The organism is Kitasatospora sp. NPDC034533, from assembly GCF_055575155.1.
The window spans coordinates 121,600-142,489 of sequence record NZ_JBVITE010000015.1; the positions used below are offsets into that span (position 1 = coordinate 121,600).

General features: G+C 72.5%; 20 protein-coding genes. 3 read left to right on the forward strand and 17 right to left on the reverse strand.

Annotated elements, in window-relative coordinates; genetic code table 11:
- Positions 1-7: 7 nt before the first annotated feature.
- From aroB to mltG (ACZ55U_RS14070), 5 genes are all read right to left on the reverse strand, one after another.
- A complete protein-coding gene (gene aroB, locus ACZ55U_RS14050) occupies positions 8-1,099 on the reverse strand; it encodes a 3-dehydroquinate synthase (RefSeq protein ID WP_465525935.1) in 1,092 nt (363 codons plus the stop codon).
- Complete coding sequence (locus tag ACZ55U_RS14055; RefSeq protein ID WP_465525937.1) at positions 1,092-1,613, reverse strand: shikimate kinase; 522 nt, start codon at positions 1,611-1,613, stop codon at positions 1,092-1,094. The genes aroB and ACZ55U_RS14055 overlap by 8 nt, the downstream gene beginning before the upstream one ends.
- The gene (aroC, locus tag ACZ55U_RS14060) at positions 1,610-2,794 is read right to left on the reverse strand and encodes a chorismate synthase (RefSeq protein WP_465525939.1); all 1,185 of its coding nucleotides are present in this window, start codon (positions 2,792-2,794) and stop codon (positions 1,610-1,612) included. Before aroC ends, ACZ55U_RS14055 begins: the two co-directional genes overlap by 4 nt.
- A gap of 166 nt (positions 2,795-2,960) precedes the next feature.
- On the reverse strand, positions 2,961-3,791 hold the full coding sequence (locus ACZ55U_RS14065; protein WP_465525941.1) for a shikimate dehydrogenase: 831 nt from the start codon (positions 3,789-3,791) through the stop codon (positions 2,961-2,963).
- A gap of 43 nt (positions 3,792-3,834) precedes the next feature.
- Positions 3,835-5,310, reverse strand: coding sequence for an endolytic transglycosylase MltG (gene mltG / locus ACZ55U_RS14070; RefSeq protein ID WP_465525943.1), 1,476 nt, complete (start codon positions 5,308-5,310; stop codon positions 3,835-3,837).
- On the opposite strand from mltG (ACZ55U_RS14070), the gene ACZ55U_RS14075 reads away from it, so the two are divergent.
- Entirely contained in the window at positions 5,209-5,694 is a 486-nt protein-coding gene (locus tag ACZ55U_RS14075) for a hypothetical protein (protein WP_465525945.1), read from the forward strand. The genes mltG (ACZ55U_RS14070) and ACZ55U_RS14075 overlap by 102 nt on opposite strands.
- 176 nt (positions 5,695-5,870) lie before the next feature.
- Here the strand turns inward: ACZ55U_RS14075 and mltG (ACZ55U_RS14080) are convergent, their stop codons facing one another.
- The 5 genes from mltG (ACZ55U_RS14080) to ACZ55U_RS14100 form a co-directional block, all read right to left on the reverse strand.
- Positions 5,871-7,127, reverse strand: a complete 1,257-nt coding sequence (gene mltG / locus ACZ55U_RS14080) for an endolytic transglycosylase MltG (RefSeq protein ID WP_465525947.1) — start codon at positions 7,125-7,127, stop codon at positions 5,871-5,873.
- Positions 7,128-7,265: 138 nt separating this feature from the next.
- Positions 7,266-7,757 (reverse strand): Holliday junction resolvase RuvX, encoded by a 492-nt coding sequence (gene ruvX, locus ACZ55U_RS14085; RefSeq protein ID WP_465525949.1) that lies wholly within the window; start codon positions 7,755-7,757, stop codon positions 7,266-7,268.
- Positions 7,757-10,426, reverse strand: a complete 2,670-nt coding sequence (alaS, locus tag ACZ55U_RS14090; protein WP_465525951.1) for an alanine--tRNA ligase — start codon at positions 10,424-10,426, stop codon at positions 7,757-7,759. Before alaS ends, ruvX begins: the two co-directional genes overlap by 1 nt.
- Positions 10,426-10,869, reverse strand: coding sequence for a DUF6167 family protein (locus tag ACZ55U_RS14095; RefSeq protein ID WP_465525953.1), 444 nt, complete (start codon positions 10,867-10,869; stop codon positions 10,426-10,428). Before ACZ55U_RS14095 ends, alaS begins: the two co-directional genes overlap by 1 nt.
- A 4-nt stretch (positions 10,870-10,873) precedes the next feature.
- Positions 10,874-11,353, reverse strand: a complete 480-nt coding sequence (locus ACZ55U_RS14100) for a DUF948 domain-containing protein (RefSeq protein ID WP_465525955.1) — start codon at positions 11,351-11,353, stop codon at positions 10,874-10,876.
- A 215-nt stretch (positions 11,354-11,568) separates the two neighbouring features.
- Here ACZ55U_RS14100 and ACZ55U_RS14105 point away from each other — a divergent pair, with 215 nt between their 5' ends.
- Complete coding sequence (locus ACZ55U_RS14105) at positions 11,569-11,895, forward strand: tetratricopeptide repeat protein (RefSeq protein WP_380697716.1); 327 nt, start codon at positions 11,569-11,571, stop codon at positions 11,893-11,895.
- An 88-nt stretch (positions 11,896-11,983) separates the two neighbouring features.
- Here ACZ55U_RS14105 and rpsD read toward each other — a convergent pair whose 3' ends face one another.
- From rpsD to ACZ55U_RS14140, 7 genes are all read right to left on the reverse strand, one after another.
- Positions 11,984-12,598 (reverse strand): 30S ribosomal protein S4, encoded by a 615-nt coding sequence (gene rpsD / locus ACZ55U_RS14110; RefSeq protein WP_270148363.1) that lies wholly within the window; start codon positions 12,596-12,598, stop codon positions 11,984-11,986.
- A 311-nt stretch (positions 12,599-12,909) separates the two neighbouring features.
- Complete coding sequence (locus ACZ55U_RS14115; protein ID WP_465525957.1) at positions 12,910-14,340, reverse strand: replication-associated recombination protein A; 1,431 nt, start codon at positions 14,338-14,340, stop codon at positions 12,910-12,912.
- A gap of 47 nt (positions 14,341-14,387) precedes the next feature.
- Positions 14,388-15,206: a polyphosphate kinase 2 gene (gene ppk2, locus ACZ55U_RS14120; RefSeq protein ID WP_465525959.1), complete on the reverse strand. Its 819-nt coding sequence runs from the start codon at positions 15,204-15,206 to the stop codon at positions 14,388-14,390.
- Between the two features lie 130 nt (positions 15,207-15,336).
- Positions 15,337-15,843 carry a GNAT family N-acetyltransferase gene (locus tag ACZ55U_RS14125; protein WP_465525961.1) on the reverse strand — a complete coding sequence of 169 codons (507 nt, stop codon included), beginning with the start codon at positions 15,841-15,843 and terminating at the stop codon, positions 15,337-15,339.
- Positions 15,844-15,938: 95 nt separating this feature from the next.
- Positions 15,939-17,729, reverse strand: coding sequence for an aspartate--tRNA ligase (gene aspS, locus ACZ55U_RS14130; RefSeq protein WP_465525963.1), 1,791 nt, complete (start codon positions 17,727-17,729; stop codon positions 15,939-15,941).
- A complete protein-coding gene (gene hisS, locus ACZ55U_RS14135; RefSeq protein ID WP_465525965.1) occupies positions 17,726-18,988 on the reverse strand; it encodes a histidine--tRNA ligase in 1,263 nt (420 codons plus the stop codon). Before hisS ends, aspS begins: the two co-directional genes overlap by 4 nt.
- 11 nt (positions 18,989-18,999) lie before the next feature.
- Positions 19,000-19,707: an MBL fold metallo-hydrolase gene (locus ACZ55U_RS14140; protein WP_465525967.1), complete on the reverse strand. Its 708-nt coding sequence runs from the start codon at positions 19,705-19,707 to the stop codon at positions 19,000-19,002.
- Between the two features lie 250 nt (positions 19,708-19,957).
- On the opposite strand from ACZ55U_RS14140, the gene ACZ55U_RS14145 reads away from it, so the two are divergent.
- On the forward strand, positions 19,958-20,797 hold the full coding sequence (locus ACZ55U_RS14145; RefSeq protein WP_465525969.1) for a peptidylprolyl isomerase: 840 nt from the start codon (positions 19,958-19,960) through the stop codon (positions 20,795-20,797).
- Positions 20,798-20,890 lie beyond the last annotated feature (93 nt).

Genomic DNA, 20,890 nt, shown 5'->3' on the forward strand with positions numbered 1-20,890 from the left:
ACCCTGGTCACGCCGAGACCTCCGCGTACGCGGCGACCAGCAGCGACGGGTCCGGGCCCTCCAGGACCGAGGTCTTGCCCAGGCCGTCCAGCACGATGAAGCGCAGCAGGTCGCCGCGCGTCTTCTTGTCGATCTTCATCGCGTCCAGCAGCTTCGGCCAGGCGTCCGCCCGGTAGCTCAGCGGCAGGCCGACCGAGGCCAGCACGGTACGGTGCCGGTCGGCCGTCGCGTCGTCCAGCCGCCCGGCCAGGCGGCCGAGTTCGGCGGCGAAGAGCATGCCGATGGAGATCGCGGCGCCGTGCCGCCACTTGTACCGCTCGTTGCGCTCGATGGCGTGCCCGAGGGTGTGGCCGTAGTTGAGGATCTCGCGCTGCCCGGATTCCTTGAGGTCCCCGGAGACGACGTCGGCCTTGACCTGGATGGCCCGGCGGATCAGCTCGACGGTGTGCGGTCCGGCCGGCGTCCTGGCGCCCTCCGGGTCGGTCTCGATCAGGTCGAGGATGGCCGGGTCGGCGATGAAGCCGCACTTGATGACCTCGGCCAGGCCGGAGACGTAGTCGTGCTTGGGCACGGTCTCCAGGGTGCCGAGGTCGGCCAGCACGCCCACCGGCGGGTGGAAGGCGCCGACCATGTTCTTGCCCTCGGCGATGTTGATGCCGGTCTTGCCGCCGACCGCCGCGTCGACCATGCCGAGCAGCGTGGTGGGCATGGAGACCCAGCGCACCCCGCGCAGCCAGGTGGCGGCGACGAACCCGGCCAGGTCGGTGGTGGCGCCGCCGCCGAGGCCGACGATGACGTCGCTGCGGGTGAAGCCGGTCTGCCCGAGCACCGACCAGCAGTACGCGGCGACCTCGGCGCTCTTGGCCTCCTCGGCGTTGGGCACCTGGAGCGCGATGGCCTCGTAGCCCTCGGCGACCAGGTCCTCGCGGATCGCGTCGGCGGTGGCGGCCAGCGCCTCCGGGTGGATGATCGCGACCCGCTTGGCCTGGGCGCCGATCAGCGGCGCCAGCTCGCCGAGCAGCTGGTGCCCGATCAGCACGTCGTACGGGTCGTGGCCGGCGCTGCCGCCGACGTGGATCCTGACGGTGGTGTCAGTCATGGGGGGTCTTCAGCTCCAGTGCTTCCAGTACGGCGTCCGCGACCTGCTCGGGGGTGCGGTCGGCGGTGTCGACGACGGCGGTGGCCACCTCCAGGTAGAGGGGGCGGCGGGCCTCCATCAGCTCGCGCCAGCGGGCCCGCGGGTTGACGGCCAGCAGCGGGCGCGGGGCGTCCAGGCCGACCCGCTTGACCGCGTCGCCGAGCGGGACCTCCAGGAAGACCACCGGCAGCTCGCGCAGCAGCTCGCGGGTGGCCTCCGCCATCACCGCGCCGCCGCCGAGCGCCAGCACTCCGCCGTGCCCCTCGGCGGCCGCGCGCACCGCGCGGGCCTCCAGCTCGCGGAAGTGCGCCTCGCCCTCGTCGATGAAGATCTCCGGGATCGGCTTGCCGGCCGTCGCCTCGACGTCGGCGTCGGTGTCCCGGAAGCCCACGCCCAGGCGCTCGGCCAGGGCCCGCCCGACGGTGGACTTGCCACTGCCGGGCGGGCCGACCAGCACCACGAGGGGGCTCGTCATCGGACGATCAGGTTGTCGAGGTAGCCCTGCACGTTGCGGCGGGTCTCGGAGACGTTGTCGCCGCCGAACTTCTCGTTCACCGCGTCGGCCAGCACCAGCGCGACCATCGCCTCGGCGACGATGCCGGCGGCCGGCACCGCGCAGACGTCCGAGCGCTGGTGGTGCGCCTTGGCCGGCTCGCCGGTGCGCACGTCCAGGGTCTGGAGGGCCCGAGGCACGGTGGCGATCGGCTTCATCGCGGCGCGCACCCGCAGCACCTCGCCGGTGGTCAGACCGCCCTCGGTGCCGCCGGAACGGCCGGAGGTGCGCTTGACGCCCTCGGCGGTCGGGACGATCTCGTCGTGCGCCTTGGAGCCCGGCACCCGGGCCAGCTCGAAGCCGTCGCCGACCTCGACGCCCTTGATCGCCTGGATGCCCATCAGCGCGGCGGCCAGCCGCGCGTCCAGCCGGCGGTCCCAGTGCACGTGCGAGCCGAGGCCCACCGGCACCCCGTACGCCAGCACCTCGACCACCCCGCCGAGGGTGTCGCCGTCCTTGTGGGCCTGGTCGATCTCGGCGACCATCGCCTTCGAGGCGTCGGCGTCCAGGCAGCGCACCGGGTCCTCGTCCAGCCGGGCCTCGTCCGAGGGCAGCGGCACCACACCGGCGGGCGCCTTGGCGGCGGCCAGCTCGACCACGTGGCTGACGATCTCGATCCCGGCCACCTCGCGCAGGTACGCGCGGGCGACGGCGCCGAGCGCGACCCGGGCGGCCGTCTCCCGGGCGCTGGCGCGCTCCAGGATCGGACGGGCCTCGTCGATCGAGTACTTCTGCATGCCGGCCAGGTCGGCGTGGCCGGGCCGGGGGCGGGTGAGCGCCTCGTTGCGGGCCAGGCCCGCCAGCACCTCGGGGTCGACCGGGTCGGCCGACATGACCTGCTCCCACTTCGGCCACTCGGTGTTGCCGACCATGATCGCGACGGGGCTGCCCATGGTGAGCCCGTGCCGGACGCCGCCGAGGAAGGTCACCTCGTCCTGCTCGAACTTCATCCGCGCCCCGCGGCCGTAACCGAGCCGGCGGCGCGCCAGCGCGTCGGCCACCACGTCGGTGGTGACCGGTACACCGGCGGGCAGGCCTTCCAGCGTCGCGACGAGTGCGGGGCCGTGCGACTCCCCCGCCGTCAGCCAGCGCAACGTACCCAACGGAGCTCCTTCATCAGCGGACCGGACCTCGGCACCGCCGGGGCCCGCCCGGGCGTGCCTTCTGTCCGAATCCTTTCATGCCCCGGCCGCCCCCGGGAGCACAGTCCGGGTGACGGACAGCTACGGACCGCGATCCGGCCCCGACTCCGTCAGGTAGGCCCCCGGTTCAGCGCCCGGCGAGCGCCTTCTCCCCCGCCTCGCGCATCGCCGCCAGGGGCCCGGGCGTCCGCCCGGTGAAGGCCTCGCTCTGCAGCACCGCCTGGTGCACCAGCAGGTCCAGCCCGCCCAGGATCGTCGCCCCGCGCCCGGCGCAGGCGGCGGCCAGCGCCGTCGGCCAGGGGTGGTACAGCACGTCGAACAGCGCGCCCGGCTCGGCGGGCAGCGCCTCGGCGAAGGCGTCGGTCGCGCCGACCGGCGTGGTGGAGACGGTCAGCGGCCGGGCCAGCGCCTCGGCCCCGCGCTCCCAGTCGGCGGTGCGGACGGCCACGCCCAGCCGCTCGCCCAGCTCGGCCATCTCCCGCGCCCGCCCGGCGCTGCGCACGTAGACCGTCACCTCGCCGGTGCAGACCTGGGCGAGCGCGGCCAGCGCCGAGGAGGCGGTGGCCCCGGCGCCCAGCACGGCCGCCTCGGGCACCTCGGTGATCCCGCGCTCGCGCAGCGCGTTGACCAGCCCGGGGACGTCGGTGTTGTCCCCGGTGCGGCGGCCGTCGGCGGTGAACACCACGGTGTTCACCGCGTCCACCGCCCGGGCCGTGGCGCTGACCTCGTCCAGCAGCGGGATGACCGCCCGCTTCAGCGGCATGGTGAGCGACAGCCCGGCCCACTCGGCCTCGTCCAGGCCGGCGACGAACCCGGGCAGCCCGGCCTCGTCCACCTCGAAGCGGTCGTAGCGCCAGCCGTCCAGCCCGAGCGCCGCGAAGGCGGCCCGGTGCAGGTCCGGCGAGAGCGAGTGGGCAATCGGCGAGCCGAGGACGGCCGCCCGGTGCTTGCTGGTCAACGCTGCCTCTCCGAGGACTGCCGGACCCTCGTCCGGCCCGTGGCTACTTCTTGGTGGTGCAGTGGCCGCGCGCCTCGTCGAAGCCCTGCCCGGCCGACTGGCAGTACTCCTTGACGTTGGCGTAGTGCTCCTTGCTCGTCTCGGCGAACCGGGTCTCGGTCGGGGACATCGCGATGAAGTACAGCCACTTCCCGTCCGCCGGGTGCAGCACCGCGCTGAGCGCGTCGTCACCGGGGTTGGAGATCGGCCCGGGCGGCAGGCCCGGGTTGATGTAGGTGTTGTACTTGTTGGACGCGTCGTCCATGTCCTTGCGGTCGAGGTCCTTGCGGTTCAGCGAGTACTGGAGCGTGGTGTCCATGCCGAGCCGGTGGTTGATCTCGCCGCCGGCCGCCAGCCGGTTCTGGATCGTCTTGGCCATCTTGGCGAAGTCCGCCGGGTTGTTGCCCTCGCGCTGGAGGATGCTCGCCTCGATGAGCACCTCGTACCCGTTCTTCAGGCCCACCGAGGCGGCCTGGGAGTCCAGGTTGGCGTACTTCTCGGTGGCGTTCTTCACCATCTGCTTGAGCAGGTCCTCGGGCTTCATGCCCTCGGCGATGTTGTAGCGGGTCGGCCAGAGGAAGCCCTCGATGTTGCCGTTCGCGTAGGCCGGCAGGCCGAGTTCGGCGACCTGCGCCTGGGCGACGCCCGCCGTGGTGCCCTTCTCCAGCTTCAGCTTGCCGTCGATCATGGCGTAGATCTCGCTGGAGTTCTTGCCCTCCGGCACCACGATCGCCGCACCGCCCGCCTGGGCGAGCAGCTCCTTGAGCGCGGCGGCGGCCGGCATCTCCTTCTTCAGCCCGTAGTAGCCGTACTGGATGGTGCCGCACTTGGGCTCGGCCTTGCAGGCCTCGTTGAACGCGTCGACGCTCTTGACCACGCCGGCGTTCTTCAGCGCCAGGCCGATCTGCCCGCCGACCGCGCCCTTCTTGACCTCGACCTGGACGGAGCCGGTGCCCTCGCCGGTGAAGTCCGGCGCCGGGCCGAAGTGCTTCTGGTAGAAGCCGTAGCCCCACCAGCCGGCCCCGCCCACCGCACCGAGCAGCACCACGGAGGCCAGCAGGCAGGCGCCGCCGTTGCGGCGGCCCGACTTCTTGCCCTTCTCCTTGCGCTTCTTCTGCGCCTCGCGGGACTCGTCCCGCTCCCCGAGGAAGCCCGTCTCCTCGGCCCCGGTGTACTCGTCCGGGTATCCGTCGTGCGGGTGGCGGCCGTCCTCGTGGCCGTCCCACTCGCCCGTCCCGGCCTCGTGCGCACCGCCCGCCGGGCCGACGCCGGCCTCCAGCGCGGCGGCCTCGGCCTCCCAGTCGATCCCGTCCGGGCCGGGGCCGCCGGCCGGAGCGGGCGCGGGAGCCGGCTGCTGCGGCGGGACCTGCTGCTGGGCGTGCTGCGGCTGAACCTGCTGCTGTGGCTGCTGAGCCTGCTGTTGCTGGACCTGCTGCTGGGCGCCGGGGAAGCCCTGCTGCGGGTAGCCCTGCTGCTGCACCGGCACCTGCTGCTGGGACAGCTGCTGCCCGTACCCCTGCTGCACCTGCTGCGGGTACCCCTGCTGGGGGTACCGCGGCTGCTGGACGAACCCCTGCTGACCGCCCGGGTAGCCCTGCTGCTGCATCATCTGCTGCTGGTGTTGCTGCTGCGGGTAGCCCTGCTGCTGCGCCATCATCTGCTGCTGGTGCTGCTGCGCGTACCCCGGCTGCACGTCCCCGTACGGCTGCTGGACCTGCTGACCCTGCTGCGGGTACTGCTGCTGCCACTGGCCGTCCTGCTGGCCGGGGACCGGCTGCCGGCCGTCGTGCCCAGGATCACCGGGGTGCCACGGCTCGCCCTGGGGGCCGTAGCCCCCACCCAGATCGGTCATCGATCCCCTTAACCGACAGTGACGACCGGAGGATCGAACCGGCCGTCCGGGACGGCGTCGTCCCGGCTGATTCTCGAACCGGCGTGCTAGCGCAGCGCCTGGAGGGAGACGTTACCGTACCGCAGCCTTACCCCCGGCCGGGCGGACGCACGGTCGGTGAGCGATCTCACCGGGGGCGCACAAGACCGTCACGGAGTCGCCGCACCCGAGCCGGAGCCTCCCGCGCCCGGATCCGGGGCCGCCGGGGAGGCCGGGCCGGAGGAGCCGGAGGTGCTGGGCTTGGCCGCCGCCCGGTTGGCGTTGAACTCCGCCACGTTGCGCTGCTGCACGTCGAAGCTGTCGGTGAACCGCGTGTCGCCCGGCTTGACGGTGACGAAGTACAGCCAGTCACCGGGCGTCGGGTCCAGCGCCGCCATGATCGCCTGCCGCCCCGGGTTGGAGATCGGGGTCGGCGGCAGCCCGGGGTGCAGATAGGTGTTGTACGGGGAGTCCAGCCGGGTGTCGGTCACCGAGGTGTTCAGCGTCGACCGGCCGAGCGCGTAGTTGATGGTGGAGTCCAGCTGGAGGGGCATGCCCTTGGCCAGCCGGTTGTAGATCACCCGGGCCACCTTGCCCATGTCCTCGGTGTTGTCGGCCTCGCCCTGGACCATGCTGGCCACGGTGATCAGCCCGTAGACGGTCTGCCCCAGGTTCGGCGCGACCACGGCGGCGTCGTCCCGGGTGAACTCCTTGCCGGCCCGGTCCACCATCTGCTTCAGCAGGTCGAGGGGGGTCGTGCCCTCGGTGACGCTGTACTTCGCCGGGAACAGGTAGCCCTCCGGGCTGCCGTTGGCGAAGTCCGGCAGGCCCAGCTCGGCGCCCTGCTCCTGGGCGATCTTCTGGGTGGTGCCCGCGGGCAGGTTCAGCTTCTTGTCGATGGCCTCGTAGATCTGGTAGCCGCGCCAGCCCTCGGGGATGGTCAGGCCGTTGGCGTTGGCCGGGTCGATCAGGACCGCCAGCGCCGCCGCGGCCGACATCCGCAGCTTGAGCGTGTACGTCCCGGGCTGGATCCGCCCGGCCGCCGCCGCGCTGCCCTTGGCCGCCCGGGTGAAGGCGAGCGAGCTGGCCACCACCCCGTTGCGCACCAGCGCGGACGCGATCTGGGACAGCCCGGCGCCCTCCGGCACCGAGACCTGGACGCTGCCGGTGCCCTGCCCCGCGAAGTCGGCCGCGGCCGGGGGCCTGCGCTGCGCCTGGAACCAGCTGTAGCCGGTCAGCCCGATCCCGCCGAACACCGCGATCAGCGCGAACGCGGTGAGCCCGCAGGCCAGTCGGTTACGCCGTCGGTGCGGATCCGGCGCATCGAAGCGCGGACGGGGCGCGCCCGGCGGACGGCCCTCCGGTTCCAGTACCGGCGCGCCCAGGTGTCCGGGCGTGAGCCCCGGGTGGAAGTCCTGGTCGGTCATGGCTCGCGTCCCCTCGGCGATCCCAGGCCGATCCGGATCGGTACAGAACGATCCGAATCGGACACGGAAACCAGCGAAAAAGGGGTCCGTGCGAACGCGTCCGCACGGACCCCTCATCGGGACGTTAAACCAGGCCGGTCAGCCGCCCGCCTCGACGCTCTCACCGGGCGGGCGTCCGCTCACCCGTTCGGACTCAAGGGCGGTCTGGAGGATCACCACCGCGGCGGCCTGGTCGACCACCGAGCGGCCCTTCTTCGCCTTGACCCCCGAGGCGCGCAGCCCGTGGGTCGCGGTGACGGTCGACATCCGCTCGTCCACCAGCCGCACCGGCACCGGGTAGAGCCGGGTGGCCAGTCGCGCCGCGTACGCCCGCACCTTCTCCGCCGCCGGGCCCTCCTTGCCGCTGAGCGAGCGGGGCAGCCCGACGATCACCTCCATCGCGCCGTACTCGTCGACGATGGCGGCGATCCTGGCCTGCGACTTCACCCCGGCCGGGACGGTCTCCACGGGGGTGGCGAGCACCCCGTCGGGGTCGCAGGACGCGACCCCGATCCGGGCGTCCCCGACGTCGACGGCGATCCGCCGGCCCCGCCGGAACGGGGGCCTCCAGGACCCCTCCCCGATCTCCATCAGCTGGCGCGCTCCGCGACCAGGCCGCGCACCGCGGCGATGGCCTCGCCGACCGCGGCCGGGTTGGAGCCGCCGCCCTGGGCGACGTCGTCCTTGCCGCCACCGCCGCCGCCGAGGGTCTTGGCGGCGGTCCGGACCAGCTCGCCGGCCTTGATGCCGCGGCCGCGGGCGTCCTCGTTGGTGGCGATCACGGTCAGCGGGCGGTCGTTCGCCACGGTGAACGCGGCGACCACGGCCGGGCGCGAGCCGAGCCGGCCGCGCACGTCCAGGACCAGCTTGCGCAGCTCGTCCGCGCCCACGCCGTCGGCGACCTGCGCGGCCACCACGGCGATGCCGTGCACGTCCTCGGCCGAGTCGGCCAGGCCCGCCGCGGCGGCCAGCACCTTCTCGGCGCGGAAGCGCTCGATCTCCTTCTCGGCGTCCTTGAGCTTGGCGAGCATGCCCGAGATCTTCTCCGGCAGCTCCTCCGGGCGGCCCTTGACCAGCTCGGTGAGCTGGGAGACCACGGTGTGCTCACGGGCCAGGAACCGGTAGGCGTCGGAGCCGACCAGCGCCTCGACCCGGCGCACGCCGGAGCCGATCGAGGACTCGCCGAGCAGCTTCACCAGGCCCAGCTGGGCGGTGTTGCCGACGTGGGTGCCGCCGCACAGCTCCTTGGAGAAGTCGCCGATGGTGACGACCCGGACCTCGTCGCCGTACTTCTCGCCGAACATCGCGATGGCGCCGGCCTTGCGGGCCTGGTCCATCGTCATGATCTCGGCGGTGACCTCCAGCTCGCGGCCCAGCACGTCGTTGATCTTCTGCTCGACGTCGACCAGCACGCTGCCCGGAACGGCGGCGGGCGAGCCGAAGTCGAAGCGGAAGCGGCCGGGGGCGTTCTCCGAACCGGCCTGGGCGGCCGTCGGGCCGAGCGCGTCGCGCAGCGCCTGGTGGGTCAGGTGGGTGGCCGAGTGGGCACGGGCGATCGCCCGGCGGCGCTCGGTGTCGATCGTGGCGTACGCCGAGGCGCCCAGCACGACCTCGCCGAACAGCACCCCGCCGGAGTGCACGATCACGCCCGGGACGGGCTGCTGCACGTCGCGGATCTCCACCACCGCGCCGGACTCCAGCCGGATCCGGCCCTGGTCGGCGAGCTGGCCGCCGCCCTCGGCGTAGAACGGGGTGCGGTCGAGGATGATCTCGACCTCGTCGCCCTCGGAGGCGGCCGGCGACGGAACGCCGTCCACCAGCAGGCCGACCACGGTGGCCTCGCCCTCGGTCAGGCTGTAGCCGGTGAAGACGCTGGCGCCGGACTTGTCGGCGACCTCGCGGTACGCGGCGACGTCGGCGTGGCCCATCTTCTTGGCCTTGGCGTCCGCCTTGGCGCGGTCCCGCTGCTCCTGCATCAGGCGGCGGAAGCCGGCCTCGTCCACCTGGAGGCCCTGCTCCTCGGCCATCTCCAGGGTGAGGTCGATCGGGAAGCCGTAGGTGTCGTGCAGCTTGAACGCCTGCTCGCCGGAGAGCACCGCGCCGCCGGCCTGCTTGGTCTCGGTGACCGCGACGTCCAGCAGGTTGGTGCCGGCCTTCAGGGTCTGGAGGAAGGCGGCCTCCTCGCCGATGACGACCGTCTCGATGCGCTTGCGGTCGGTCTCCAGCTCGGGGTACTGCGGGGCCATCGCCTTGATCGCGACGTCGATGAGCTCCTTGGCCACCGGCTCGGTGGCGCCGAGCAGCCGCATGTTGCGGATGGCGCGGCGCAGGATGCGGCGCAGCACGTAGCCGCGGCCCTCGTTGCCCGGGGTGACGCCGTCGCCGACCAGCATCAGCGCGGTGCGGATGTGGTCGGTGACCACGCGCAGCGAGACGTCCGCCTTGTGGTCGGCGCCGTAGGCGTGACCGGTCAGCTCGGCGGCGCGGTCGAGGATCATCCGGCTGGTGTCGATCTCGAAGAGGTTGTCGACGCCCTGGAGGATGGCCGCCAGGCGCTCCAGGCCGAGACCGGTGTCGATGTTCCTGCTCGGCAGGTCGCCGAGGATCTCGAAACCGTCCTTCCCGTCGCCGTGGCCGCGCTCGTACTGCATGAAGACCAGGTTCCAGATCTCCAGGTAGCGCTCGCCGTTGACGGCCGGGCCACCCTCCTCGCCGTACGCGGGGCCGCGGTCGTAGTTGATCTCCGAGCACGGGCCGCACGGGCCGGGGACGCCCATCGACCAGAAGTTGTCCTTCATGCCCAGGCGCTGGATGCGCTCCGCGGGCACGCCGATGACGTCACGCCAGATCAGCTCGGCCTCGTCGTCGTCCTTGTAGACGGTGATCCAGAGCTTCTCCTTCTCCAGGCCGTAGCCACCGTCCGCGACGGGAGTGGTGAGCAGCTCCCAGGCGAACTTGATGGCTCCTTCCTTGAAGTAGTCGCCGAAGGAGAAGTTGCCGCACATCTGGAAGAAGGAGCCGTGCCGGGTGGTCTTCCCGACCTCCTCGATGTCCAGGGTGCGCACGCACTTCTGGACGCTGGTGGCGCGCGAGAACTGCGGCTTGACCTCGCCCAGGAAGTAGGGCTTGAACGGCACCATGCCGGCGTTGACGAGCAGCAGGGTGGGGTCGTCGGCGACCAGGGACGCCGACGGAACGACGGTGTGGCCGCGCTCCTCGAAGAAGCGCAGCCAGCGGCGGCGGATCTCAGCCGACTCCATTAGTGGTCCTTCCGGTTCGGGGTGCCGCCCCGGCGCGGCAGGGCGCGGCGGGGCGTTTCTTCAGCGGTCTGGGGGGTGGTGCGGGCGCCGCCGGGTAGCGAGCGGGCGCGGGACGGAGGCAGGGCGGCGGCCGGGCTACCGGGCGCCGCCGAGATAGCTCGGTACTGCGGCTCGCCGCGCAGGACTTGGCGGTCGGCGCGCGGCTCCACCACCGCGGTGCCGTGCAGTCCGAGGTCGTCCTTCAGCTGCTCCTCGCGCTCCGCCATGCCGGCCCTCACGTCCTGGGCGAACTGCTTGGCCAGGTCGCCCAGTTGCAGCGCACCGCGCGCGGCGGTGCCGGAGAGGCTGTCCGGGGTGAGCCGGTGCACGGCCTCGTTGGCCTTGTTCATGGCCCAGACGGTGGCGCCGGCGCCGACCGCCATCCAGAAGATGCGTCGCACCACGTCCTCAGCCCCTCACCGCGCGCCGGACCCGGGAGAGCAGGCCGCTCCTGGGCGCGGTCGCGGCGCGCACCTCGGCCCGGATCAGCCGGGCCAGCTCCTCGCGCTCGCCGGCCTGCGCCGGCACCGGCGGCAGGGTCCCCTGCTGCCGGGCGACGGCCTTGCGCACGCCGTAGCTGAAGGCCGCGACCTTCACCAGCGGTCCGCCCAGGGTGGCGGCCACGGTGGAGGAGAGCGCGTTGGCGTTGGCGGCGGCGTCCTGCACGTTGGCGGTGATCTCGTCCACCCGCTCCAGCTGCTCGTTGGCGCTGCGCACCGCGGCGCCCGCGTCGGTCAGCAGCGGGACGGCCTGCTCGGTGACGGCGGAGACCAGGACGGCGGCCTCCTTCAGCACCCGCGAGAGGCGGACCAGCACCACGGCGAGCAGGGTGACCAGGACCGCCCAGAACACGGCGACGAGCAATCCGGCCAGCTCTCCCACGGACACCTTTGCGCGCTCCCTCGCCTTGCAGTTCTTCAGGGGAACCCTATCGCGCCGGCGCCCGGTTTCCGGACCGGGTCATCCGCCGGCTACCGGCCGGTCACCCCGCGCCCGCGCCGGGCCGCGCCCCGGGGCCGCCCGCGCGGGCGGCCCGACGGGGTCGGAATAGATGAAACTTGCCGATTGCTTGAGGAGGCAAGGAACCACCCGGAAGGAGCACCATGGCCGTCCACAACACCGCCGACGAGTACCGCATGGCGAAGTTCTACTTCGATTCCAAGGCGTACACCGACGCGGCCCGCATGCTCGAAGGCGTGCTGGCCGAGGAGCCGGCCAACCTCTCCGTCCGGCTGCTGCTGGCCCGCAGCTACTACCACTCCGCCCAGCTCGGCCGCGCCGAGGGCGAGCTGCTGCGGATCCTGGAGGCGGACCCGGCCGAGGACTACGCCCGGCTGATGCTCGGCCGCACCCTGGAGCGCCAGGGCCGCGCCGAGGAGGCCCGCCCGCACCTGCGGCTGGCCGCGGCGATGACCGGCGAGGGCCTCTGACGGCAACGGCACGTACCAAAGGGGCGAGCCCCCGTCGCCTCGGAAGGCGGCGGGGGCTCGCTGGTGGTTCGCGAGGAGCGAAGCCGGGTCAGCGCGAGTAGTACTCGACGACCAGCTGCTCGTCACAGATCACCGGGACCTCCTTGCGCTGCGGCGCACGGTCCAGGCGGAAGGCCAGGGCCTTCAGGTTGACCTCGAGGTACTTCGGGGTCTGGCCCTCGCCCGCGTAGCCACCCTCACGGGCGACCTGGAAGGGGACCTTCTCCTTGGAGCGCTCGCGGACGGTCACCACGTAGCCCGGCTTCATCTGGAACGACGGCTTGTTGACCTTGCCACCGTTGACCTCGATGTGGCCGTGGACGACCATCTGGCGGGCCTGGTAGATGGTGCGGGCGATGCCCGAACGCAGCACCAGCGAGTCCAGACGGGTCTCCAGCTCGGCGACGAGCGCCTCACCGGTCTTGCCCTCGGCCTTCTTCGCGCGGTCGAACGCGCGCGACAGCTGCTTCTCGCTCAGGTCGTACTGGGCGCGAAGACGCTGCTTCTCCAGCAGACGGACCTTGTAGTCCGAGTTCTGCTTGCGGCCACGGCCGTGCTGGCCGGGCGGGTACGGGCGGGCCTCGAAGTACTTGACGGACTTCGGGGTCAGCGGCACGCCGAGGGCACGCGCGATCTTGACCTTGGGACGCTTCTGGTTCGCCATGAACCAAACCTTCCTTGCTTATGAATACGGCTTCACCAGGTGTTGACGGAGGTCGCATGTCGCGACCCGGAGAAAACCCCGCCGCCTGCGCGATGGGATCAGCCGCTCTCCGGAGCCGGGCACATGACGTGCTGGTCACACGGAGGGCCCGGAAGACCGGGCCGTCCGCGACACCGAAACGGTGCGCGACGCTCCTGGTGCGGGCCTCCCGGAGGAGGCCTACCGCCGGTGCCCCGCTGGTGCGGCCGGTCGGTGGGGTCTCCCCCGCCGCCGTCCCGGGACATGGCACTCCGACCGAGTATACCGGTGGATCACTCGCCCTTTTCCCCGGGCTGCTCGTCGGCCTTCGCCGCCGGCTCGGCCGCCGGCTTCCGCTCGGCCCTCTTCGCCTGGCGCTCCCCGCGCAGCCGCCCGCGCGTCCACTCCACCACGTCGGCGTACCGGGCCTCGCCGCCGCGCCTGGTCGGCTGGTAGTACTCCTTGCCGTGCACCGCGTCCGGCGCGTACTGCTGGGCGGCGATGCCCTCCGGCAGGTCGTGCGGGTACCGGTAGCCCTTGCCGTGGCCGAGCTTGCCCGCGCCGCCGTAGTGGGCGTCCCTCAGGTGCGGCGGGACGGCACCCGCCAGCCCCTGCCGCACGTCGGCCAGCGCCGCGTCGATCGCCAGGTAGGCGGCGTTGGACTTGGGCGCCAGGGCCAGCGCGATGGCCGCCTGGGAGAGGATGATCCGGGCCTCCGGGAAGCCGATCAGGGCCACCGCCTGGGCCGCCGCCACCGCCGTCTGGAGGGCCGTCGGGTCCGCCAGGCCGACGTCCTCGCTGGCCGAGATCATCAGCCGGCGGGCGATGAACCGCGGGTCCTCCCCCGCCTCGATCATCCGGGCCAGGTAGTGCAGGGTGGCGTCCACGTCGCTGCCGCGGATCGACTTGATCAGCGCGCTCGCCACGTCGTAGTGCTGGTCGCCGTCCTTGTCGTAGCGCACCGCCGCCTGGTTGACCGCCGTCTCGGTGGTGGCCAGCGTGATGCTCGCCTCGCCCTTCTCCAGCGCCGCCCCGGCCGCCGCCTCCAGCGTGGTGAGCGCCCGCCGGGCGTCCCCGCCGGCCAGGCGCACCAGGTGGTCCTCGGCCTCCGCGGTCAGCTCCAGCGCGCCCTCCAGGCCGCGCTCGTCGGCCACCGCGCGGCGCAGCAGCACCCGGACGTCCTCGTCGGTGAGCGACTCCAGGGTGAGCAGCAGCGAGCGGGACAGCAGCGGGGAGATCACCGAGAAGTACGGGTTCTCGGTGGTCGCCGCGATCAGGGTGACCCAGCGGTTCTCCACGGCCGGCAGCAGGGAGTCCTGCTGGGCCTTGGAGAAGCGGTGGATCTCGTCCAGGAAGAGCACCGTCTCCCGGCCGGACATCCCGACCGCCCGCCGGGCCCCGTCGATCACCGCCCGGACCTCCTTGACCCCGGCGGTGATCGCGGACAGCTCCACGAAGCGGCCCTCGACCGCCTGGCTGATCACGTGCGCCAGGGTGGTCTTCCCGGTGCCGGGCGGCCCCCAGAGGATCACCGAGCTGGTCGCCGCCGGGCCCCGGGAGCCCGCGACCAGCCGGCGCAGCGGCGAGCCGGGCTTCAGCAGCTGCCGCTGCCCGGCCACCTCGTCCAGGGTGCGCGGGCGCATCCGTACGGCCAGGGGCGCCCGGCCGGGCTCCCTGGTCTGGCGTTCCTCGGCCGCGGCGGTGAAGAGGTCCGGTTCGTCCACACCGGAAGCCTATGCGAGGGCTCCGACGGCCCGGGCGGCCACGGCGGCTACGCCAGCCCGGCGGCGTGGTCCGGCACGTACTTCTGGAGGTCGCGCGGGGGCCGCTGGTAGCCGCGCGGCTCCGGGCGGGGCGGCAGCTCGATCCGCGGCGCCCTGGTCTCGTGGTACGGCACGGTGGACAGCAGGTGGGCGATCATGTTGATCCGGGCCCGGCGCTTGTCGTCGCTCTCCACCACGTGCCAGGGCGAGTCCGGGGTGTCGGTGTGGATGAACATCTCGTCCTTGGCCCGGGAGTAGTCCTCCCAGCGGGTGATCGACTCGACGTCCATCGGGGAGAGCTTCCAGCGCTTCATCGGGTCCTCCAGCCGGTCCCGGAAGCGCCGCTCCTGCTCGGTGTCGCTCACCGAGAACCAGTACTTGCGCAGCAGGATGCCTGACTCGGTCAGCATCCGTTCGAAGGTCGGGCACTGGTGCAGGAACTGCCAGTACTCCTCGTCGGTGCAGAAGCCCATCACCCGCTCGACGCCCGCGCGGTTGTACCAGCTGCGGTCGAACAGGACGATCTCCCCGGCGGCCGGCAGGTGTTCCACGTACCGCTGGAAGTACCACTGGGTCTTCTGCCGCTCGGTCGGCGTGGGCAGCGCCGCGACCCTGGCCACGCGCGGGTTCAGGTACTCCGTCACCCGCTTGATCGCCCCGCCCTTGCCGGCGGCGTCGCGTCCCTCGAAGACCACCACCAGCCTGGCGCCCTCGACCTTCACCCACTCCTGGAGCTTCACCAGCTCCTGCTGGAGCCGCAGCAGCTCCCGCTCGTACGGCTTCCTGGGCAGTTTCTCCGGCCGCCCGGTCCGCTGCTGCTCGGTCACTCTCGGTTCCTCCATCCGGCCGAACGCTGATGCGCACTCACCGTAGGCGCCCGCGGCGGGATCCGCAGGCCGACAGGGCCGTGGGCGGCCGGGTCGGCCCGGGAAATCGAACGGGGAGGAGAGGAGGGGTCTAGACGGCGACGAAGGGCTCGGGGTAGCGGCAGAGCCCGCGCGGGCCGCCGTCGTACGCCGGCAGGGGCAGCGCCTGGAAGTAGGCCTCCGGCACCTCGAACGGGCCGGTGACGTCGTGCCGCCCGGCCGGCTTGAAGCCGAACCGCGCGTAGTACTCCGGATCGCCGAGGACGACCACGAGCTTCTCGCCCGCCTCCTCGGCCGCCGCCAGCGCGGCCCGGACGACCAGCTCGCCGACGCCCCTGCGCTGCCACTCGGGCGCCACGGCGACCGGCGCGAGCGCCAGGCCCCGGCCGTCCCCGACCCGCAGCCGGGTCAGCAGCGCGTGCCCGATCACCAGCCCGGCCTCGTCGACCGCCACCACGGACAGACCGGGCAGCCAGGCCGGATCGCGGCGCAGCGCGTCCACCAGGTCCGCCTCGTCCGGGCCGGGGAACGCGGCCATGTGGACGCGCCTGGTCGCCGGGGCGTCGTCCGGACACTCGACTCTCGTTGTGACCTGCATGGGTCAACCCTCCCTGTGTCACACACCGTTGTGGACCGGCCCCGGACGGCGGGTGAGCCGTCCGGGGCCGTTGCAGGTTAGCGGATGACGCGGCGTCAGGCCTTGGGCTGAGCCTCGGACTTGACGTCCTCGCGAACCTTGGGCTGGGCGTCCACGCCGGCCTCGCGGCGCTGCGCCGGGGTGATCGGGGTCGGTGCTCCGGTCAGCGGGTCGCCACCGGTGGACGTCTTCGGGAAGGCGATGACGTCGCGGATGGTGTCGTACCCGCCCAGCAGCGTGACGATGCGGTCCAGGCCGAAGGCGACACCACCGTGCGGCGGCGGGCCGTAGTTGAAGGCGTCCAGCAGGAAGCCGAACTGCGAGGCCGCCTCCTCCTCGGAGAGGCCGATCGCGTCGAACGCCCGCTTCTGCACCTCGCGCTGGTGGATACGGATCGAACCGCCGCCCAGCTCCGAGCCGTTGAGCACCAGGTCGTAGGCGTTGGACAGCGCCGAGCCCGGGTCGGTGTCGAAGGTGTCCAGCGACTCGGCGGTCGGGGCGGTGAACGGGTGGTGCACCGCGTGCCAGCCCTGGAACTGGCCCTTGTCGTCCTCGATCGGCTCGAACATCGGGAAGTCGACGACCCAGAGGAAGGCCCACTTGGACTCGTCGATCAGCTCGCAGCGGCGGCCGATCTCCAGGCGGGCGGCGCCGAGCAGCTCCTGGGAGGCGCGCTCCTTGCCGGCCGCGAAGAAGATCGCGTCGCCGTTCTTGGCGCCCGCGGCGGCGGCGAGGCCGGCCAGGTGCTCCTCGGAGAGGTTCTTGGCGACCGGGCCGCGCAGCTCGCCGGTCTCGGCGTCGATGAGCACGTACGCCAGGCCCTTGGCGCCGCGCGCCTTGGCCCAGTCCTGCCAGGCGTCCAGCTGCTTGCGCGGCTGCGAGGCGCCGCCGGGCATGACCACGGCGCCGACGTACGGGGCCTGGAAGACGCGGAAGTCGGTGCCCTTGAAGTACTCGGTCAAGTCGGTGAGCTCCTGGCCGAAGCGGACGTCCGGCTTGTCCGAGCCGTAGCGGCCCATGGCCTCCGCGTAGGTCATCCGCGGCAGCGGGTTCGGGATCTCGTAGCCGTGGACCTCGCGCCAGATGGCACCGATGATCTTCTCGCCGAGGGCCAGGATGTCCTCCTGGTCGACGAACGAGGCCTCGATGTCGAGCTGGGTGAACTCCGGCTGGCGGTCGGCGCGGAAGTCCTCGTCGCGGAAGCAGCGGGCGATCTGGTAGTAGCGCTCCATGCCGGCCACCATCAGCAGCTGCTTGAACAGCTGCGGCGACTGCGGCAGGGCGTACCAGTGGCCCGGCTGGAGGCGGACCGGGACGAGGAAGTCGCGGGCGCCCTCGGGGGTGGAGCGGGTGAGGTACGGCGTCTCGATGTCGAGGTAGTCGTTCTCCTCCATCACCCGGCGGATGATGTTGTTGACCTTCGAGCGCAGCCGCAGGCCCTTGGCCGGGCCCTCGCGGCGCAGGTCCAGGTAGCGGTAGCGCAGCCGGACCTCCTCGTTGACCGTGCCCGGCTCGTACTCGGCGACCGGGAAGGGGAGCGGGGCGGCCTCGGAGAGCACCTCGATCGCGCTGACGACGACCTCGACGGCGCCGGTCGGGATGTCCGGGTTCTCGTTGCCCTCGGGGCGGACCCGGACGTCGCCGACGACCTTGACGCAGTACTCGGCGCGCAGGCCGTGCACCGAGTCGAGGTCGCGGACCACGATCTGCACGGTGCCGGAGGCGTCGCGCAGGTCGATGAAGGCGACGCCGCCGTGGTCGCGGCGGCGGGCGACCCAGCCGGCCAGGGTGACGGTGGTGCCTGCGTGCTCCGGGCGGAGCGTGCCCGCGTCGTGCGTGCGGATCACAGCTGCTTCTCCTTCAGGGTGGTGACGAGTGCGTCGAGGGCGACGGGGGTCTGCTCGCCGGTGCTCAGGTCCTTGAGCTGGACGACGCCCTCGGCGAGGTCCCGGTCCCCGGCGATCAGGGCGAAGCGGGCGCCGGACCGGTCGGCGGACTTCATGGCGTTCTTGATGCTCTTGACGCCGAAGGCGAGGTCGGTGGCCACGCCGGCCCGGCGCAGCTCGACCACCTTGGCGAACAGGACGTTCTTGGCCTCCTCGCCGAGCGCGACGGCGTAGACGGCGGTGGCGGCCGGCAGGTCGAGGGTGACGCCCTCGGCCTCCAGCGCCAGGAAGGTGCGGTCCACGCCGAGCGCCCAGCCGACCGAGGGCAGCGCCGGGCCGCCGATCATCTCGGACAGGCCGTCGTAGCGCCCGCCGCCGCCGATCGCGGACTGGGCGCCGAGGCCGTTGTGCACGAACTCGAAGGTGGTGCGGGTGTAGTAGTCCAGGCCGCGCACCAGCTTGGGGTCGTCCACGAAGGCCACGCCCGCCGCGGTGAGCAGCTCCCGGACCTTCTCGTCGTACGCCTTGCACGCCTCGCACAGGTAGTCGCGCAGCATCGGGGCGTCGACCAGCTGGGCCTGCACCGACTCGCGCTTGTCGTCGAGGACGCGCAGCGGGTTGATCTCGGCGCGGCGGCGGGTGTCCTCGTCCAGGTCCAGCCCGGAGAGGAAGTCGATCAGCGCGGCGCGGTAGACCGGGCGGCACTGCTTGTCGCCGAGGCTGTTGAGCAGCAGCGAGTAGTCGCGCAGGCCCATCGAGCGGAAGGCGTCGTCGGCCAGGATGATCAGCTCGGCGTCCAGCGCCGGGTCCTCCGCGCCGATCGCCTCCGCGCCGACCTGGGAGAACTGGCGGTAGCGGCCCTTCTGGGCGCGCTCGTAGCGGTAGTACGAGCCGGAGTACCAGAGCTTGACCGGCAGGTTGCCCTGCTTGTGCAGGTTGGCCTGGAGCGCGGCGCGCAGCACCGAGGCGGTGCCCTCGGGGCGCAGCGCGAGCTCGTCGCCGCCCTTGGTGGTGAGGGTGTACATCTCCTTGGTGACGATGTCGGTGGACTCCCCGACGCCGCGGGAGAACAGCTTCACGTCCTCGAAGACCGGGGTCTCGACGTAGCCGTAACCGGCCCGGCGGGCGGGCGCTGCGATGCGCTCGCGGACCGCCAGGAAGGTCGCGGAGCTGGGGGGCAGCAGGTCGTAGGTGCCCTTGGGGGCGGTGAAGGTGCTCAACTTCTCTTCCGTCACATTCCTCGTCGCGGGAAAGCCGGGGCGCCGGCCGCCCCCGCTGCCTGTCGGAGGTAGGGGTTGGTGGCGCGCTCGCGGCCGATGGTGGTCTGACCGCCGTGGCCGGAGAGGACCACGGTGGAGTCGTCGAGGGGCAGGCACACCCGGGCCAGCGAGGTCATGATCGCCGCGCTGTCCCCGCCCGGGAGGTCGGTACGCCCGATGGAGCCGGCGAACAGCAGGTCGCCCGAGAAGAGCACCGGGGGGAGGTCCTCGGCACCGGGCGTCCGGAAGGTCACCGACCCCTTGGTATGGCCCGGGGCGTGGTCCACGGTGAGCCGCAGGCCGGCCAGCTCCAGCACGCCGCCGTCGGTGAGCTCGCGCACGTCGTCGGGCTCGCCGACGGTGATCTCGCCCATCAGCTGGGTGCCCAGGGAACGGCCGAGCGCCTTCTCCGGGTCGGACATCATGTACCGGTCCTCGGGGTGGATCCAGGCGGGGACGCCGCGGGCGCCGCAGACCGGGACCACCGAGGCCACGTGGTCGATGTGGCCGTGGGTGAGCAGCACGGCGACGGGCTTCAGCCGGTGCTCGCGGACCATCTCCTCGACGCCGCGGGCGGCCTGGTGGCCGGGGTCGACGATGACGCACTCCTCGCCCGCCGCCGGAGCGACCAGGTAGCAGTTGGTGCCCCAGGCTCCAGCGGGGAATCCGGCGATGAACACGCGCGTCCTTCGGTTGCGGCGGTCGGCTGCGGCGCCTACCAGTGTCGATGCAGCCAGTGATGATTCAGGTGCAGCCTACCGGCGCTCCGGGTCCGGTTGCGAACCAGATGGCGGTGGCGGGGTGCCGCCGGGCGGTGGGTTCACCGGGTTCTTACGGGCCCGGTCCCTACACTTGGCCGCCGATGGGTGCGATGATCCGCTCCGGAGTCCATCCGACTTTCCCCGCACAATCCCGTAGGAGACACGGCCGGTGGTCAGCAGCGAACAGCGGCGGCGGCAGCTCGCCCGAGAGAAGTACGAGCGCCAGATGGAGCGCCGGGCCGCGGCCGCGGCCGCGCGCAAGCGCCGCAACACGATCGTGGGCGCCTCGCTCGCCGTGGTGGTGCTGGCGGGCGGTGGCACGCTGATCGCCACCGGCGCGTTCAGCTCGGACGACAAGAAGACCTCGGCCGCGAGCACCCCCCAGGCCGCGCCCACCGGCGCCGCGGAGCCGACCACCCCGACCCGCAAGCCGGTCGAGGGCTGCGCCGCTCCGGCGCCGGGCGCGCCCAACGGCAAGACGTGGCAGGCCGAGCCGCCCATGACGATCGACCCGGGCGCCTCGTACGCCATGACGCTGGACAGCAACTGCGGCAAGGTGACGGTCGCGCTGGACGCGGCCAAGGCCCCGCACACGGTGAACTCCTTCGCCTTCCTGGCCGGCGAGCAGTTCTTCGACCACACCAAGTGCCACCGCCTCACCACGAGCGGCATCTTCGTCCTCCAGTGCGGCGACCCGACGGCCAGCGCCACCGTCCCGGGCGGCACCGGCGGCCCCGGCTACAAGTTCGCGGACGAGAACCTCACCGGCGCGACCTACCCGGCCGGCACCGTGGCGATGGCCAACTCCGGCCCGGGCACCAACGGCAGCCAGTTCTTCCTGGTCTACAAGGACACCCAGCTGCCGCCGAACTACACCCCCTTCGGCAAGATCACCGGCGGTCTGGACGTGGTCGAGAAGATCGCCGCCGCGGGCACCCTGGAGGGCACCCCGGACGGCCACCCGATGGCCGACGTCACCTTCAGCTCCGTTACGGTGGCGAAGGGCTGACCGACTCCGGGGCCGGGGGGGGGGGGGGGGGGGGGGGGGGGGGTAGGGGTCCGGGCCAGAACATTCCTGGCCAGATGGGGGAGGAAAAAGGTA